The sequence below is a fragment of the Neobacillus sp. DHD-1R genome (assembly GCF_057747995.1).
The window spans coordinates 4338106-4354916 of the sequence record NZ_CM173232.1 but is presented as its reverse complement, the minus strand read 5'-3'; the positions used below and the strand labels follow the sequence as shown (position 1 = coordinate 4354916).

At 39.6% G+C, this 16811-nt stretch carries 15 protein-coding genes; 10 read left to right on the top strand and 5 right to left on the bottom strand.

Features of this window, described 5'->3' with window-relative positions:
- Positions 1-17: 17 nt before the first annotated feature.
- The gene (locus tag AC3ANL_RS21490; RefSeq protein WP_488326392.1) at positions 18-1643 is read left to right on the top strand and encodes a glycoside hydrolase family 13 protein; all 1626 of its coding nucleotides are present in this window, start codon (positions 18-20) and stop codon (positions 1641-1643) included.
- A gap of 208 nt (positions 1644-1851) precedes the next feature.
- On the opposite strand, the gene AC3ANL_RS21485 is transcribed toward AC3ANL_RS21490, so the two are convergent.
- Positions 1852-2625, bottom strand: a complete 774-nt coding sequence (locus AC3ANL_RS21485) for an AraC family transcriptional regulator (RefSeq protein ID WP_488326391.1) — start codon at positions 2623-2625, stop codon at positions 1852-1854.
- Between the two features lie 155 nt (positions 2626-2780).
- On the opposite strand from AC3ANL_RS21485, the gene AC3ANL_RS21480 reads away from it, so the two are divergent.
- The 5 genes from AC3ANL_RS21480 (at position 2781) to AC3ANL_RS21460 (ending at position 7533) form a co-directional block, all read left to right on the top strand.
- A complete protein-coding gene (locus tag AC3ANL_RS21480) occupies positions 2781-3845 on the top strand; it encodes a Gfo/Idh/MocA family protein (protein WP_488326390.1) in 1065 nt (354 codons plus the stop codon).
- A 164-nt stretch (positions 3846-4009) separates the two neighbouring features.
- Entirely contained in the window at positions 4010-4738 is a 729-nt protein-coding gene (locus AC3ANL_RS21475; protein WP_488326389.1) for a ThuA domain-containing protein, read from the top strand.
- The gene (locus AC3ANL_RS21470; RefSeq protein WP_488326388.1) at positions 4738-5769 is read left to right on the top strand and encodes a Gfo/Idh/MocA family protein; all 1032 of its coding nucleotides are present in this window, start codon (positions 4738-4740) and stop codon (positions 5767-5769) included. Before AC3ANL_RS21475 ends, AC3ANL_RS21470 begins: the two co-directional genes overlap by 1 nt.
- A 25-nt stretch (positions 5770-5794) precedes the next feature.
- Positions 5795-6763: a sugar phosphate isomerase/epimerase family protein gene (locus tag AC3ANL_RS21465; RefSeq protein WP_488326387.1), complete on the top strand. Its 969-nt coding sequence runs from the start codon at positions 5795-5797 to the stop codon at positions 6761-6763.
- Positions 6764-6765: 2 nt separating this feature from the next.
- On the top strand, positions 6766-7533 hold the full coding sequence (locus tag AC3ANL_RS21460) for a sugar phosphate isomerase/epimerase family protein (protein ID WP_488326386.1): 768 nt from the start codon (positions 6766-6768) through the stop codon (positions 7531-7533).
- A gap of 78 nt (positions 7534-7611) precedes the next feature.
- On the opposite strand, the gene AC3ANL_RS21455 is transcribed toward AC3ANL_RS21460, so the two are convergent.
- Entirely contained in the window at positions 7612-8130 is a 519-nt protein-coding gene (locus AC3ANL_RS21455; RefSeq protein ID WP_488326385.1) for a DoxX family membrane protein, read from the bottom strand.
- Positions 8131-8518: 388 nt separating this feature from the next.
- Here AC3ANL_RS21455 and AC3ANL_RS21450 point away from each other — a divergent pair, with 388 nt between their 5' ends.
- Positions 8519-10735 (top strand): bifunctional diguanylate cyclase/phosphodiesterase, encoded by a 2217-nt coding sequence (locus tag AC3ANL_RS21450; RefSeq protein WP_488326384.1) that lies wholly within the window; start codon positions 8519-8521, stop codon positions 10733-10735.
- A 63-nt stretch (positions 10736-10798) separates the two neighbouring features.
- Here AC3ANL_RS21450 and AC3ANL_RS21445 read toward each other — a convergent pair whose 3' ends face one another.
- The gene (locus AC3ANL_RS21445; protein WP_488326383.1) at positions 10799-11188 is read right to left on the bottom strand and encodes a YuzC family spore coat inner layer protein; all 390 of its coding nucleotides are present in this window, start codon (positions 11186-11188) and stop codon (positions 10799-10801) included.
- 225 nt (positions 11189-11413) lie between these two features.
- Here AC3ANL_RS21445 and AC3ANL_RS21440 point away from each other — a divergent pair, with 225 nt between their 5' ends.
- A complete protein-coding gene (locus AC3ANL_RS21440) occupies positions 11414-12382 on the top strand; it encodes a bile acid:sodium symporter family protein (protein WP_488326382.1) in 969 nt (322 codons plus the stop codon).
- 144 nt (positions 12383-12526) lie between these two features.
- On the opposite strand, the gene ade is transcribed toward AC3ANL_RS21440, so the two are convergent.
- Both ade and AC3ANL_RS21430 read right to left on the bottom strand, forming a co-directional pair.
- Complete coding sequence (gene ade, locus AC3ANL_RS21435; protein ID WP_488326381.1) at positions 12527-14266, bottom strand: adenine deaminase; 1740 nt, start codon at positions 14264-14266, stop codon at positions 12527-12529.
- Positions 14267-14322: 56 nt separating this feature from the next.
- Positions 14323-14793 (bottom strand): nucleoside deaminase, encoded by a 471-nt coding sequence (locus tag AC3ANL_RS21430; RefSeq protein ID WP_488326380.1) that lies wholly within the window; start codon positions 14791-14793, stop codon positions 14323-14325.
- Between the two features lie 507 nt (positions 14794-15300).
- On the opposite strand from AC3ANL_RS21430, the gene AC3ANL_RS21425 reads away from it, so the two are divergent.
- Together AC3ANL_RS21425 and AC3ANL_RS21420 are read left to right on the top strand one after the other, a co-directional pair.
- Entirely contained in the window at positions 15301-15966 is a 666-nt protein-coding gene (locus tag AC3ANL_RS21425) for an NTP transferase domain-containing protein (RefSeq protein WP_488326379.1), read from the top strand.
- Entirely contained in the window at positions 15938-16807 is an 870-nt protein-coding gene (locus tag AC3ANL_RS21420; RefSeq protein ID WP_488326378.1) for an FAD binding domain-containing protein, read from the top strand. The genes AC3ANL_RS21425 and AC3ANL_RS21420 overlap by 29 nt, the downstream gene beginning before the upstream one ends.
- The last annotated feature ends 4 nt before the right edge of the window (positions 16808-16811 follow it).

The window sequence follows — 16811 nt, the reverse complement described above, 5'->3', positions numbered from 1 at the left end:
CTTTATGGGGTGATCAAGTGAAAATGAAATGGTGGCAAACTGCGGTGGTTTATCAGATTTATCCACGGAGTTTTCAGGACAGCGACGACGATGGCATTGGTGATTTAAAAGGGATTATTCGACGATTAGACTATTTAGAAGAACTAGGAATTACAGCTATTTGGCTTAGCCCTGTTTACCAGTCACCAAATGATGATAATGGTTATGATATTAGTGATTATCAAAATATTATGGCGGAATTTGGAACGATGGATGACATGGATGAGTTAATAAAACAGGCTGACCAACGAAACATCAAAATCATTATGGATTTAGTTGTTAATCACACATCAGATGAGCATAAGTGGTTTATAGAATCCCGTAAAAGTAAAGACAATCCATATCGTGATTATTACGTTTGGCGAGATCCTGTTGACGGTGGTGTACCTAATTTACTAAAATCGACGTTTAGTGGTTCAGCATGGGAGTTTGATGAAAAGAGTGGTCAATATTACTTGCATCTTTTCAGCAAAAAACAGCCGGACTTAAATTGGGAAAATGAAAAAGTCAGACAAGAAGTTTGGGATATGATGAATTTTTGGTTGGAAAAGGGTGTCGGCGGATTTCGGATGGATGTGATAGATTTAGTTGGGAAAATTCCTGATAAAGAAGTCACCGGAAATGGACCGAAATTGCACGATTACTTGCAAGAGATGAATCGGGAAACCTTTGGTAAATACGATGTGTTAACAGTAGGAGAAACCTGGGGGGCAACACCTGAAATTGCTAAACTTTATTCAGATCCGAAACGAAATGAGTTATCCATGGTCTTTCAGTTTGAACATGTGTGTCTGGACCAACAACCCGGTAAAGAAAAATGGGACCTTAAATCATTAGAGGTGAAGGAGTTAAAACAGGCCCTTGGTAAGTGGCAAACAGCCTTAGGTAATGAAGGGTGGAACAGTTTGTTTTGGAACAACCACGATTTACCAAGGATTGTATCCAGGTGGGGGAATGATACAACCTATCGTGTGGAAAGTGCAAAAATGTTTGCCATTTTGCTGCATCTGATGAAGGGGACGCCTTACATCTATCAAGGGGAAGAAATTGGCATGACCAATTACCCTATCCATGATATTAGCGAAGTCGATGATATTGAGAGTGTAAATATGTATCATGAGCGTTTAGCAAACGGCTATCAAAGAGAAGAAATTATTGCTTCTATCAACGCTAAGGGAAGAGATAACGCTCGGACACCAATGCAATGGGATGATACAGAAAATGCTGGTTTTACACTAGGCACACCTTGGTTACATGTGAATCCCAATTATCATCAGATCAATGTAAAAGAAAATCTAGCAGATTCGAATTCTATTTTTTTCTGCTATCAAAAATTGATACAATTGAGAAAAAATAATCCAATTGTGGTCTGGGGAGATTTTGAATTAGTAACGGATGTACCTGAGCAAGTCTTTATGTATCTACGTCGTTATGATGGACAAACTTGGGCTGTAGTGACCAACATTGGATTAGAAATGGCAACCGTGCAACTATCGGATTTGGGACAAAGTAATGATGTGATTATTAGTAATTATCAAAGATCATCAGTTGACTTTAATCATATAGATTTAAAACCGTATGAAGCTTTCGCTGTAAAACTATGATGTCGGTTAAATGTTTATAATAACCTTAAAAAAGTCGTCAGTTTTACGACTAACCTGACATTTCACCAACTGGATGACCCAAAAAGGAGTTTCCCCCTTTTTGGGTCATCTCTATTTTTGCACAAATTTGGACTATTTTTACGTGCATTTCTATTTTTTTCTGTAAAGATATTTAGGAAATGTGAATTTATAGGAACAATTTATTCAATTATTCTAGACGCCTATAGGCTCCTGGAGATATGCCAAATTTCTTCTGAAAAACCCTGTGAAAATAAGGATAGCTGCCAAATCCGCAGTCTTCGGCAATCTGTTCAAGTTTCATAGTGGTATATTTCATCCGTTCTACTGCAGAGGCCAAACGAATGTCCACGGCATATTCAATCATCGTTTTTCCAACAGTGCTTTTAAATAGATGCACGGAACGGGAGACACTAAGACCTGCATGCCGTGCAACATCTTCCACTTTAAAGGCTGTAGTAGCATGTTCTTCAATGTATCGCATCATTCGGGTTACTGTATAAGGGCGATTGAAGGACGACTTCCTCTCATTGACTGCTCGTTCTAAGGATAAACAAAGTGCACGCAGTAGATAATCAGAGAGTTCATTATTTTCTTCAGATAATGGCCGGCGTTCTTCGCTAATGATATGGCGCCATAAGACCAAAAGCTTTTCATCAAGATCAATCCTCGATACAGTCTGCTTGATTGAACGGTTCCACCATTCATCAATCCAAGGGCCTTCACAGGATAAATGATAGTCCCCGCTAATTTGGTTCTCTTTAACCAACAGTTCATAATGATCACCTGGTTGAATGAGCAAGAGATTTCCTTTCTCAAGAACCATTTTTTTTCCCTTTACCACTACTTCGCAGACTCCTTCTGTTTGAAGTCGAAAAAGATATGCCGGGAATCCTGTTTTATGTTGGGAATGATATCGCTGAGTATGATAGGAATACCCGCAAAAGAAAATGTTTGTCGTCATTCTTCACCTTCTGAAAAAATAAAATAGCAAAATAGTTGATATAACAATTATATCATCTATGTTTATTTGTATATACACGGTTTAAGATGGAATCAAATAAGTAAGGCATAGACGCATTCAAAAATAAAAGGTAAATGGAGAAAGGACAAATCAACATGACGAATAAAAACTATAATCTAGTTATTGTTGGCTATGGTGGAATGGGAAGCTATCATGCAAAAATTGTAAAGGACAACCTAAATATAAACGTAATTGGGACTTTTGATATTCGTGAGGAGAGAAGGGAGGCATCCCTGGAAGATGGATATAAAGTGTATGAAAGTTTCTCCGCTGTTTTAGCTGATAAGGAAGTCGATCTCGTTCTGATTGCAACGCCAAACGATGTGCATAAAGATTTAGCCATTGCTGCATTAAACGCAAAGAAGCATGTTATTTGTGAAAAACCTGTCACGATCTATAGCGAAGATTTAGAAGAAATTATGCAGGTGGCAGAAGAGAATGATTGTAAGTTTGTTGTCCACCAAAATCGTAGATGGGATAAAGATTTTCTCACAGTAAAGAAAATTTACGATGAACATATTATCGGTAACGTTTTTCATATTGAATCTCGTGTACAAGGTGCAAATGGGATTCCGGGAGATTGGCGCCACTTGAAAGCCAATGGAGGAGGAATGCTGCTAGACTGGGGAGTTCATTTACTAGATCAATTGCTCTTTATGGTGGACAGTAAGATTACGAGTGTTTACGCCAATTTAAGTTATATTTTAGGCGATGAAGTAGATGATGGCTTTCAAACACATATCACCTTTGAAAATGGCTGCGCAGCTTTAATCGAAGTAGGGACAACGAATTTTATCCAATTGCCAAGATGGTATGTAAAAGGGACTACTGGAACAGCGGTAATCAATGATTGGAGCATATCTGGTAAAATTGTAACCCAAAACCTAGGTACAGATGTAGAAGCGCCAAAACCGATTCTAGCTGGGCAAGGACTAACCAAAACAATGGCACCACCTTCAGAAGCAGCTGTCAGCACATCAAATTTACCAGAAGTTGAGTCAAAAATGGAAAGCTTTTACGATAATGTAGTTTCTGTGATTGAAGGAAAAGCCGAACCAATCGTTAAGAATACGGAAGTGTTGCGTATCTTACACTTGATTGAAACTATTTTTAAAGCAGCCGAAACGAATGAAGTAATAAAGGACTTCGATAGGGTCTAGACGTTCTCAAATAAAGTATAGCCTGTAATGACTGTTGATAATTTTTAAAGATTAATATTAAAGAATATGGAGTTTAATATCTTCCACTTATTTTTTAATGTAAGCAGTTTCACGAAATCTCTTTAAAATAAGATATAAAGTGACAATTAAAGGAGTTGTTAATCATGTTGAAAGTTACAGTTTGGAATGAAAACCGTCATGAGCAAAAAAATCCTGTTGTCAGGGATATTTATCCAACCGGTATCCATGGAACCATTGCCCAATTCCTTCAGGCTGAAGGCTTCGAAACAGGAACAGCTACCCTTGATGAGCCCGAGCATGGCTTAACAGATCAGGTACTAGCTACTACCGATGTTTTAGTTTGGTGGGGGCATCTAGCACATGGAGAAGTGAAAGATGAAGTCGTTCAAAAAGTCCAGCAGCGTGTTCTAGATGGAATGGGACTGATTGTCCTTCACTCCGGTCATTTTTCAAAAATATTTAAAAAGTTAATGGGAACAAGCTGTGATTTAAAATGGCGGGAAGCAGATGAGAAAGAACGCCTTTGGGTCGTTAGCCCAAGCCATCCAATTACTGAAGGAATCTCTGAATATATCGAATTAGAAAAAGAAGAAATGTATGGGGAGCATTTTGATATTCCACAGCCAGATGAACTTATTTTTACAAGCTGGTTTGAAGGCGGCGAGGTATTTCGGAGCGGAATTACCTACAAACGCGGAAATGGAAAGGTATTTTACTTCAGACCCGGACATGAAACCTACGCGACCTACCATAATGAACAAATTCAGCGCGTGATTATCAATGCAGTAAAATGGGCAGCGCCTGTTAAACGTGAACGTCCTGTCTATGGAAATGCGAAACCACTAGAAATAATCAAAGGGGGACAAAGATAATGGAAAAGTTAAGAATTGGAATAATTGGATGCGGCAGTATTGCACAGTATCGCCATTTACCCGAATATAAAGCAAATAAAAATGTTAAGATTGTTGCTGTTTGTGATATCAATGAAGACCGTGTGAAAGAAGTTGCCCTGAAGTACGAAGCTGTGGCTTACACAAACTTTGAAGAACTAATCAGCAGTGGTACAGTGGACGCAATCAGCGTATGTACACCTAATTATCTTCATGCACCTGTCTCAATCGCTGCCTTAAATAATGGACTTCATGTACTTTGTGAAAAGCCGATGGCTACTTCAAAGCAGGAAGCTGATGCCATGGTTACAGCTGCTAAAGAAAACGGCAAAAAGTTAATGATTGGACATAATCAACGCTTTGTGCCGTCACATCAACGAGCACGTCAGTTAATTGCCAATGGTGAAATTGGTAAGATTTATAGTTTCCGGACAGCTTTTGGTCATGGTGGTCCAGAGGGCTGGAGTGTAGATGGAAAAGACAGCTGGTTTTTTGAAAAGGAAAAGGCATTTGTTGGGGCAATGGGCGATTTGGGTGTCCATAAAGCCGATTTACTGAGATATGTATTAGGGGAAGAAATTGTAGAAGTAGGTTCATTTGTAGAAACAAACGCAAAAGATTTTACCGATGTTGATGACAATGCTGTTTGCGTATTAAAAACAGAAAAAGGCATCATTGGTACTCTTGCTGCAAGCTGGGCGTACGTAAAAGAAGATAATTCAACCATTATCTATGGAGAAAAGGCCGTCTTACGTTTAGAGGATGATCCAGTCAATTCCCTATCTGTTCAGTATAAGAATGGAGAAGTGGTAAATTATCAGCTTGGGAAAATTCAATCCAATGAAGAGGGCGGACAAAGTAACTCTCAAGTTATCAACCATTTTGTCGATGCTGTTATTCAAAATCAAGAGCCATCTGTTCCTGGTGAGGATGGCCTGAAATCATTAGCGGTGATTTTGGCAGCGCTTCAATCAAGTGAAACGAAACAAATCGTCAGAGTGAAGGAAGTATAAGCGAAACTTTAGGAGGAGAATTACTATGAAACTAGGTGTGTTCACCGTATTATTTGCGGAAAAATCATTCGAAGAAATGCTTGATACTGTAAAAGAAGCAGGGCTCCATGCAGTGGAAATTGGAACGGGCGGCTATCCAGGAAACAATCATTGTGATTTAGATTCTTTAATAGATAGTACGGAAGCCCGTCAGGACTATATTGGGAAAGTGGCGCAACGCGGCCTAACGATCAGTGCTTTCAGCTGTCACGGCAACCCAATTTCTCCTGATAAGGCGTTTGCTGAGAACTCACACGAAACACTATTAAAAACGATTAAACTTGCTTCGCTTTTGGAAGTTCCAGTTGTTAACTGCTTTTCAGGTACAGCAGGTGACCATGAAGGAGCAAAATATCCAAACTGGCCTGTTACCCCATGGCCAAATGAATATGGAGAAGTGTTAAAGTGGCAATGGGAAGAAAAACTGATTCCCTTTTGGAAAGAGGTTGGTCAATATGCTAAGGAGCATAATGTTAAGATTGGTCTCGAGCTTCATGGCGGTTTTTTAGTCCACACACCATATACATTATTGAGGCTTCGAGAGGAAACCTGTGATGCAATAGGTGCTAATTTAGATCCAAGCCATTTATGGTGGCAAGGTATTGACCCAGTGGCCGCAATAAAAATTTTAGCAAAAGAAAATGCGATTCACCATTTTCATGCCAAAGACACCTATATTGATCAGGAAAATGTGAATATGTATGGTTTAATCGATATGCAGCCATATGGAAAAGTGAAAACGAGAGCTTGGTCTTTCCGCTCGGTTGGCTGTGGACATGACTTAAAAGAATGGTCTGACATGATGAGTGCGTTAAGAACCTATGGTTATGATTATGTGGTCAGTATTGAACATGAAGACCCAATTATGTCAATTGATGAAGGGTTTAAGCGGGCCGTTAATAATTTAAAATCTGTTTTGATTGAGGAGCCTGTCTCCCAAATGTGGTGGGTGTAGAGATGCAAAGTATACCAGTGGCTGTTCAAATGTATACATTGCGTAATGAAAGCGAGAAGGATTTTGCGGGCACATTAAAAAAAGTGGCAGAGCTCGGGTTTAATGGTGTGGAATTCGCTGGTTTTGGCGGCCTAACAGCACAGGAAGTTAAATCATTATTGGACGATCTTGGTCTTCAAGCAGCTGCCTGCCATGTACCGCTTGATGAATTAGAAACCAATTTGTTTGGTGTCATTGAAGATATGAAATTATTAGGTTGTAAATATGTGGTTTGCCCATATTTAATGCCAGAGCGCCGAAGTGAACAGGATTACCATGCACTTGTTTCCTTTTTAGATAAAGCAGGTGAGGTTTGCCTAGGTGAAGGTATTACACTTTGTTATCATAATCATGATTTTGAGCTCGACAATCTGTCAGACGGTAGAAAAGCACTTGAAACGATTTTCGATGATACGAGTGCGAAAAATGTGAAAGCTGAACTAGATATATATTGGCTGACAAAAGCGGGAGAAGAACCAGTTGAGTGGATGAATCGGTATAAAACCCGAACGCCGCTCATTCATTTGAAAGACATGACGACCGATGAGGAGAAGTTTTTCGCAGAACTAGGAACAGGCGGAGTGAATATCGAGGGGGTACTTCAAACGGGAAAGGAAGCTGGTGTCGAGTGGTGGATCGTTGAACAGGATATTAGTCGACTCACTCCATTTCAAAGCCTGGAAATAAGCATCAATTATTTAAAAACAATGCTTCCGTATTTTAAAAAGTAAAAGTTGAATTGGTCATTGAATTTATATCAAAAAAGGAGAAAGACGATTCGGAAGCCGAATCGTCTTTCTTTTACAAAATTAAGCTATTGCTTTCGGTTTTTTGTTACCCGTTTCTTTTTTGCTCATTTTTCTAACGAATGGAATCACCCAACGGTCTAAGCCGATTCTGCCGGCGTTATAACCAGCTGTTAAGATGATGAAGCCTAAGAAAATGTCTCTAGGGTTGTGAGATACGGTGCCTGCAAGGAAGAAGCTGAAGTTCATCACTAGACCAAAGAACATCGCCGTTGTGGTTAAGCAGCCTAGGATTAAACCTAAACCGATGAGTGTTTCACCCCAAGGGACCATGATGTTGAAGATATCAACATTTGGCAAGGCAATATGTTTTAAGAAGTCAACGTACCAGCCAAAAACGACTGCGCCGTCTGGACCTTTTACCGGATTCGCAATTGCGCCTTTTAAAAATCCAGCAGCGTCAAAGCCGCCGCTTGTTAATTTGCCTAAACCTGCTGTGAACCAAGAATAGCCAAGATATAAACGTAGGACTGTTAGGATGGCTGCTGCAATTTTATTTTCTCTTAAAAATGCATTAAACATAAATGATTCCGCCCTTCATTTTTTGTTTTGTTCTTTATACTTACAATATATAACTTTTTTGTATTAATACCACGGCTATAGTGATAAGTTCACAGTTTGTTAGAATTGTTTTGACAAATTATTGAACTGCTTTAATTGTGGCATCAATTATGGCCTGTAAACATCATGTGAAGCAGTAAAATAAGCGTACTTTAACAAGTCCTTGAAGTGGGGTTAAAGTATTGAGAACGTTGCTAATTGGTAAAACCTACGATTGTCAAATTTGTCGATATTTGTTACTTTAAAGATAATTATAATATTTAGCCGACATAAGAAATTTTGTGAATAAAGGTTTACGATAAAGATAAGGGCGGCTCCACCAAATGCATGGAACAAGGGAGAAACATACATGGGAATAAATAAACTAATTGATCAACTACAATGGAAGCTTTTTTTTAGTTTGTTCGTCTTTACAGGGCTGCTCAATCTAGCTGTTTCTATCTTTTATCCTTCTATTGAATTGGTGAAGTATACCTCTATTATTACCCTGATCATTATGCTGCCTCTTCTGTTTGTTACCATTAAGAAAACGAAGAAAAGGGATGAAGAGTTTAGACAAAATAAGCTGAAATTGAAAAATATCTTTGATACCCTCGATGTTGCTATCTGGTCCCATGACTTAAAATCAGATACTCTATTAATTACGCCAGGAATTGAAAAATTGTATGGCTACACGTCTATCGATTTTTATGAGAATTTAGATCTGTGGAGAAAGGTTATCTACCCTGAAGATCAACCTATTTTGTCTGACAGAGCTAAGAAGTTGGAAAGAGGAGAGACCGTTACCAATGTGTACCGAATTATTCGGCCAGATGGAGAAGTGCGCTGGATCCAGGACAGAGGGTTTCCTACACTTGATAGCAATGGAAACTTTGTAGATTTTAATAGTGTCTTGTTTGATATTACTGATCGGAAGGAAAGTGAGGATCGCTACCGTAGTTTAGTAGAAATGTCTCCTGACATTATCGCGGTCGTCAATAATGATAAAATCGAATATATTAATGAAGCGGGTTGCCAATTGGTGGGCGCTGCCCATCCCAAGGAACTGATTGGAAAATCCCCATTGCAGTTTGTGCCAAGTGAAATTGTGGAAGTCTTTAGAAATAAAGGAAGGCATTATCACGATCAAAGAATAAGGCTTGAATTTCAGGTGAAACAATTAAACGGCTTAGCAATTGATGTAGAGATGACTTCTGCTCCTATTCTTTATGAAGGCAGAAATGCTGTTCAAGTCGTGGGCAGGGATATCACGGAGAGGAAAGTTGCTGAGAAAACCATTCAGGAGATGGCCTATCTTGATTCGTTGACAGGTTTACCAAACCGAAACGGATTTAGAAGTCATCTTAATAAAGCATTAAATAGCCAGCAAGAGAATAAAATGCTGTCTGTATTATTCATAGATTTAGACCGGTTTAAAATTATTAATGATACAAAGGGTCATACAGTTGGTGACATCATTCTCCAAAAGGCAGGGCATCGATTAGGATGGACAGTAGAAAATGTGGGATTTGTTTCTAGACAGGGTGGAGATGAGTTTATTATTCTGCTGGAAGGGATGGATAAAAATGGCGTCACCCGGATAGCAGAGCGGATTCTATTTGAATTTTCTAAGCCTTTAGAGGTGAATGGTCAAGAATTTTTTGTCACGCCTAGCATTGGAATTAGTCTCTACCCAACTGATGGTGTAGATGAGGAAACGTTAATTAAAAATGCAGATACAGCCATGTACCAAGCCAAAGAACGCGGAAAAAATAAATTCCGGTTCTATTCTTCTCCTTTGAATGGTATATCGATTCGGAAAATGGAGCTTGAGAACGGTTTGCGAAGGGCGATAGAGAACCAGCAATTTATCTTACATTATCAACCGCAAGTTTCCTTATCAACAGGAGAATTAGTAGGAATTGAGGCGTTAATTCGCTGGCAGCATCCGGAGCATGGGGCGATTGCTCCTTCAGAATTCATTCCATTAGCAGAGGAGACTGGTTTAATTGTACCGATTGGAAAATGGGTATTAAGGGAAGCCTGTAACCAAAGGAAAGCATGGGAGGCAGCGGGGCTTCATAGGGATGTTCCCATCGCTGTAAATGTTTCTGTTCGGCAGTTTGAGGATGACCACCTAATCGAGTATATTTCAACGGTGCTTGATGAAGTGGGACTTGAGGCGAATCAATTAGAATTAGAGATCACAGAAAGTATCATGCAAAACTTAGAGAAGTCAACGATTATCCTTAATGAATTGAAAAAACGAGGTGTCTTGCTCGCCATTGATGACTTTGGAACTGGTTATTCTTCGTTAAGTTATTTAAAGCACCTGCCAATTGATAAAATTAAAATAGATAAATCCTTTGTCGATGATATTCTTCACCATTCTAACCAAGGAATTATGGTAAAAACGATTATTGATATGGGCTTGAATTTGAATTTTACCGTTATTGCTGAAGGAATTGAGACAGACGAACAACTTACCTTTTTAAGAAAAAATGCATGTAAGATTGGTCAAGGGTACTTGTTTAGCAAACCAATCCCGGCCGTCCAAATGGAAGAGTATCTTTTAAATAGTAATTAAAAAAGTGGTATCCGGAATTAATTTGGATACCACTTTTTAGATTGCTCAGTTTGACGCAAAAGATTATTGCCCCCATTTCAGTGCTACCGTTAAGGAACAGCAGTTAATTGGTTGGTTTTGTGTTGTGCGTGTTGATAAGATGAAATTCACACCGGTCGGTGTAAAATTAGTTTGCACAGGGACTTTTAGACCGATCGTCTTAATTAGACGATCAACTTCGGTATGTTTCCCTTGCTGCGCTGCACTCATCAGTTTTCGGGAGAAATCAACGTTACCTAAGCGGTCTAACAATATACTTCCTTGTTCCATTAATAAGCGAAAAGACTTTACGGAACCTTCAAATATTTTAATATCCACGGGTGGATACGTCCGATAAATTGGATAGTTTACCGTATATGTTGGAAAAGGAAACATGGGAGGAAATGCTGGGTAATGAAAAGGGGTGTAGTACATATTTACTCTCCTTCCAAAGGAAAAAACACAAGGCAATATACAGTATGATAAACGATATTTTTGGTTACATAAACTTATTTAGCTATCAAAGTATCCACATCTACCCATTTTTTCGATTTCCGAAATATCTATCTCGTTCCCTGATTGGAAATTGTGATATTCTTTTATGGAGAGTGCGCATGAATAACTTCGTGCACATGAAGAATGTCAGGGAGAGAGAAGCAAATGCTGGAAACAATAAATAAAAAACTTGTAAAAATCATCCCACTGATTACGCCCGTTAGTGTTGTTATCGGTGTGTTACTCAGTGCCTATATAAAAGATTTTTCTTATTTAATTCCATGGATTTTTGCCTTTATGACTTTTGCGGGAAGTTTAAGTTCCAATTTCCGCTCGTTAAAAAATGTGATGCTCCATCCGTTTCCTATTATTATCGGGTTGGTGATTTTGCATGTCCTAATGCCAATTTGGGCATGGGGGATTGGGCATATCGCTTTTTCTGGTGATCTTTACACGATTACTGGCCTAATTTTAGCAATGGTGATTCCAACCGGTGTGACGAGTTTTATTTGGGTTTCCATCTATAAAGGAAACATCCCATTGGTCTTATCGCTTATTTTGATTGATACCTTCCTATCGCCGATTATTGTTCCGTTTTCGCTTTCGTTATTTATTGGACAACAGGTTGAAATGGATTTCGTTAGTATTATGAAAGGAATGATGGGGATGGTTGTGATTCCATCATTGATAGGGATGGCTTTAAACCAAGCCACAAAAGGAAAAATCAATCAGCAATTAGGCGCTCGTCTGGCTCCTTTTTCAAAAATATGCCTAGGAATTGTGGTTATGCTAAATGGGTCAGTTGTGGCTCCTTATTTAAAAGATATCAGTCTTAAGCTGACAGGGATTGTAGCCGTTGTCTTTTTCATTGCCTTAACCGGATACTTGTTTTCCTTTTTAGTGGGTCGTTTGATGAAAAGGGAGCAGGATACCATTATCACCCTTACTTTCACTGGAGGGATGAGAAATATCAGCGCCGGTGCTGTATTAGCCGTCTCCTTTTTTCCTCCAGCAGTAGCAGTTCCAGTGGTGGTTGGCATGCTTTTTCAACAAGTGCTGGCCTCGTTAAACGGACATTTTCTACACCGGTATTATAGTAAGCGGGCAGTGGAGCAAGAATCTATAGCTTTATAATATGAAAAAGGCTCTTTTGTCTAGCTCCAGGCCATACGCCGCTGACCAGGGAGCTTGCACTTTTCTTAACAAGAGGCTCTGTGAAGGACAAACCCCCTACAAGAATTTTCGTCTTTCAACACCCACTATCTTTATAAAGAAGCTTCAATCTGCATCAATCCTAATATGGTTAAATGTAGAAACCTGAAATAACCCTTGATCTGTAAGCTTCAGTTCTGGAATGACCGGAAGAGATAAGAAGGATAGGGTTAAGAATGGGTTGAAATGATCGTTGGCCCCCAATTTTTTGAGGGCAAGGTGTACCTCGTTTAGATTGGCATAAACTTCTTGATAGGAACGATCAGACATTAATCCGGCGATGGAAAGTTCCAATGAGGCAAGAATTCCCCCTTGGTTAACCACAACCATACCACCCTGCATCGCTTTTATGGCATTGGCTGCCACAACCATATCAGAATTGTTGGTTCCGGCAATTATGAGGTTGTGGGAATCATGGGCAATGGTGGTAGCAATTGCCCCCGATTTTAATCCTAAACCTTTAACAATCCCTAAGCCAATTTCTTTTGTCATTTGATGACGTTCAATTACCGCTAATTTTAATTGATCCTCTATAATAGATGGCTGGAAAAATCCTTGTTCGCAAATTTGCACTTGTTCTATCGCATGGATCGTGACGAGACTATTCGGGATGATTTCAATAACATTTGCCTTATTGCTTTTTAAAGAAATTTGAAAGCTATTTTCCGTAAGCTCATGGAAATGAACTGTCTTTCTTAGTGAGGCAGGTGGAACGGAATTGCTATGCTCTAATTCCTTTACAAGGAGCCCATCCTCGACTACAGCAAGCCCGTCTTTATAAACATTTAAAATGTTAATCGTTTCTAGACTATCGAACAAGATAAAATCAGCTTTGTATCCCGGGGCAATGGCACCTTTCTCTTCCAGGCCAAAACATGCTGCGGCATTGATGGATGCCATTTGAATGGCGGTTATAGGGGAGAGTCCAGAAGCAATTGCCAGCCGTACATTGTGATCAATACTGCCTTCATGGACTAGATCATCCAAATGTTTATCATCTGTAACAAATAGACAGCGATGAGCATTGCGCACATTTACAGCTGGAATTAACTGATGTAAGTCTTTGGCAACGGTGCCTTCGCGGATCATCAGGTACATCCCTCTTTGGAGCCGCTCTTTTGCTTCAGCAGCAGTTGTACTCTCATGATCTGTTCTTATGCTCGCAGACATATAGACATTCAAGTCATTTGCGCTTAAACCAGCAGCATGCCCATCAATTTTTTTTCCATTATTTTGACTGTCAGAAAGCTTATTTAGCATATCATGTTCTGCGTTTAAGACGGCTGGGAAATTCATTACTTCTGCCAACCCAAGAACGCGTGGATGAGCATAAAATGGTTTTAAATCTTCTGCTGTGAGCGTAGCACCGGAATGTTCAAAGGCAGTCGCTGGGACGCTTGATGGTAGCATAAAGTAAAAGTCAAATGGAAGGTTCTCGGTAGAGTCAAGCATATATTGGATCCCGTCCGCTCCTAACACATTGGCAATTTCATGCGGATCTGCAATCACAGTGGTTACTCCATGCTGCAGGAGTACCTTGGCAAATTCCATAGCCGTAACAATGGACGACTCTATATGAACATGGCCATCAATGAATGCGGGAGATATATAACGACCTTTTGCATCAATTACATTTTCCCCTTTGTATTCTCCGATGCCTGCAAAGTATCCATCCACAATGGCAATGTCTCCTTCCATTATTTCACCATTAAAGACGTCAATTATCTTTCCATTCTTTATCACAGTATCTGCCGGCTCTTTTCCAGATGCAACAGAGATTCTTCTTTTTAAATGATTACTCTCCATCTTTAACATCCTCTTTGGTTTGAGTTTTATTTTTCATACACAGGTGATTGCATGTTCTAGTATTCCACTTTTTCTCTAGATTTCTCCCATGTTCTAAATGGCAGGTCGCCATTGGCAGGGAAAATTTGTTTCATGGGTATCTTACGGAATTCTAACGGGAGTGAGAGTTGGTCATAAATGAACTGATCATCGAACCCAATCTTCGCTGCATCTTGTTTGGTGCAGGCATAATAAACAGCCTTTGGACGGGACCAATAAATGGCACCAATGCACATTGGGCAGGGCTCGCAGCTCGTATAAATCTCACATTCATCAAGCTGAAAGGCATTTAAATTTCGGCAGGCTTCGCGGATGGCCTGTACCTCAGCATGTGCAGTTGGATCATTTGAAGCTGTTACTTCATTCCGTCCCACACCAATAATGTTCCCATCTTTTACAACAATTGCTCCAAATGGTCCCCCGTGACTGGTTAACACGTTATTAAGAGCTACCTCAATTGCTTTTTCCATTAACTGAAAATCTGACATAACAACCTCTCCCATCTACTATATATAAAATAAACGTTTGCTTACATGCGTCAAATGCCATGTTAAACAAAAAAGTATTATTCATCATAAGCAAAAGGAATAGTAGCGGAACTTTTCCTTGTGAGCTTGAGTTACATTATTCTATAACACACCCATATTTTCTCGAATGATGTTAGGTTCTCTAACAGACTTTTCAAAAACAACCACGTTAGAAGGGAGCACAATCATATCATTGAAAAAAATTTGTCAGTGAGTCCACATTCCCTTTCTCTTTTCCTTTCGCAATAAATGTAAAATAAGGAAAATTATATGTAAGATTATATGACGCCAATGTAGATGCTAGTTCATCTTTTGGATATTATTAGTGAAAAGCTGATGGGAGAATGTTTAACATTATTTTCTAAATAAAAAACATTTCAAACCTTCCATTGAGTTCGAAAAATAGATTAAACAGGGCTGTTTTTTAGGAGGTCTATCCATATTTGAGTTTGAAAAGGGGGTCTGTCATTGAAGGATAACGGGATCATTGCTGTTTTACTTGCAGCAGGCAAGAGCAGTCGGATGCAGGCAAATAAACTTGCACTTTCTTTTGGTGGGACAACAATTGGAAGTTCAGCACTCGAGAATGCGATAAAGTCGGAACTGTCCCATATTATTGTTGTGACAAGAGTGGGTGATCCCTTTCAGTGGATAGATTCTGCTTTATTTCAAGCACCCCTTCGAAATAGATGGACTCCTATTTCTTGTCAAAATGCAGACAAAGGGCAAGCGCATTCTTTACGGTGCGGTTTACTGGCTGCAAAAAAAAGGGAGCCAAGTGGTGTAATGATGCTTCTGGCCGATCAGCCTTTTTTATCAGTAAAGGTGATAAATGATTTAGTCCTAAAATATGAACAGCATGGGAAAAAAGGTATGACTATCCCGTTTCTCGCAGCCTGTTATCAGGCGATACCAAGGCCGCCGATTATTTTTTCGCCACAAACATTTCCACAATTGCTGGAGCTGCAAGGGGATGAGGGCGCAAGAAGGCTTCTTCAAAAACAAAAACCAGCAGGCGAACTAGTAAATTATGAGAATGGCTGGGATTTTTTAGATATTGATACAAAGGAAGATTATGAGGGATTGAAAGGAGTGGGCATCAGCCATGATCAGAAAGGGAGCAACAATGGTTAACTCACCAGCTGTTTGGCTGCCTGATGAGTTGGCTGCAGCATGGCAATTAAAACAAGAACTTGGCAAAGAGGCTTGCTTTATCGCTGGTGGAACGCTCATGCAGACCCATTGGGAAAAAGGTCTTGCCTACCCGCCCCATTTGATAAGTTTGGAACAAATCAAAGCTATGCATGGATGGGGGAAACAGCTGGTTCATGGAGAAAACGTTACGCGAATTGGGGCTTTAACGACATTAGATGTTTGTCGCCTCTTACATCATCTCCCCCTTTTAGTAGAGGCTGTAAAGACGATTGCCGCACCGGCGATTCGTAATAAAGCAACCATTGGCGGAAATATTGCAGGTGGCGCTGGCGATTCCATACCTGCTCTTTTGGTGATGGAGGCCACACTCTCCTTATTTGATGGTAAGGGAATTCACGTTAAATCTCTAGCAGATTTAATAAAAGAGGGTATTGCCTTTCCCGATTCTATTCTCATCTGTATTTACCTATCTGAAAAAATAGAAGCCTATAAAGATAGTTATTTTTATAAAAAAATTGGGCACCGTGAGGCATTTTCTCCCAGCATTGTGACCATTTCTGGCTGTTGTCATCTAAATGAGCAGAAGGAAGTGGAGTACATTCGGCTTGCTGCAGTTGGCAGCCATACTCCGCCTCAAAGACTGGTGGATTGTGAACAGTACCTAATCGGTTCAACCTTGTCCAATGAATTGTTAAAGAAGCTATACCAAGGTATTCATGAAGAGCTAAATTCTACAACGGACGCTTTCTCAACAGCTGATTATAAAAAAACAGTTGCAGCTAATATGATTATTTCCGAGATTGTTAGATTAGCCGGTTAGAGGT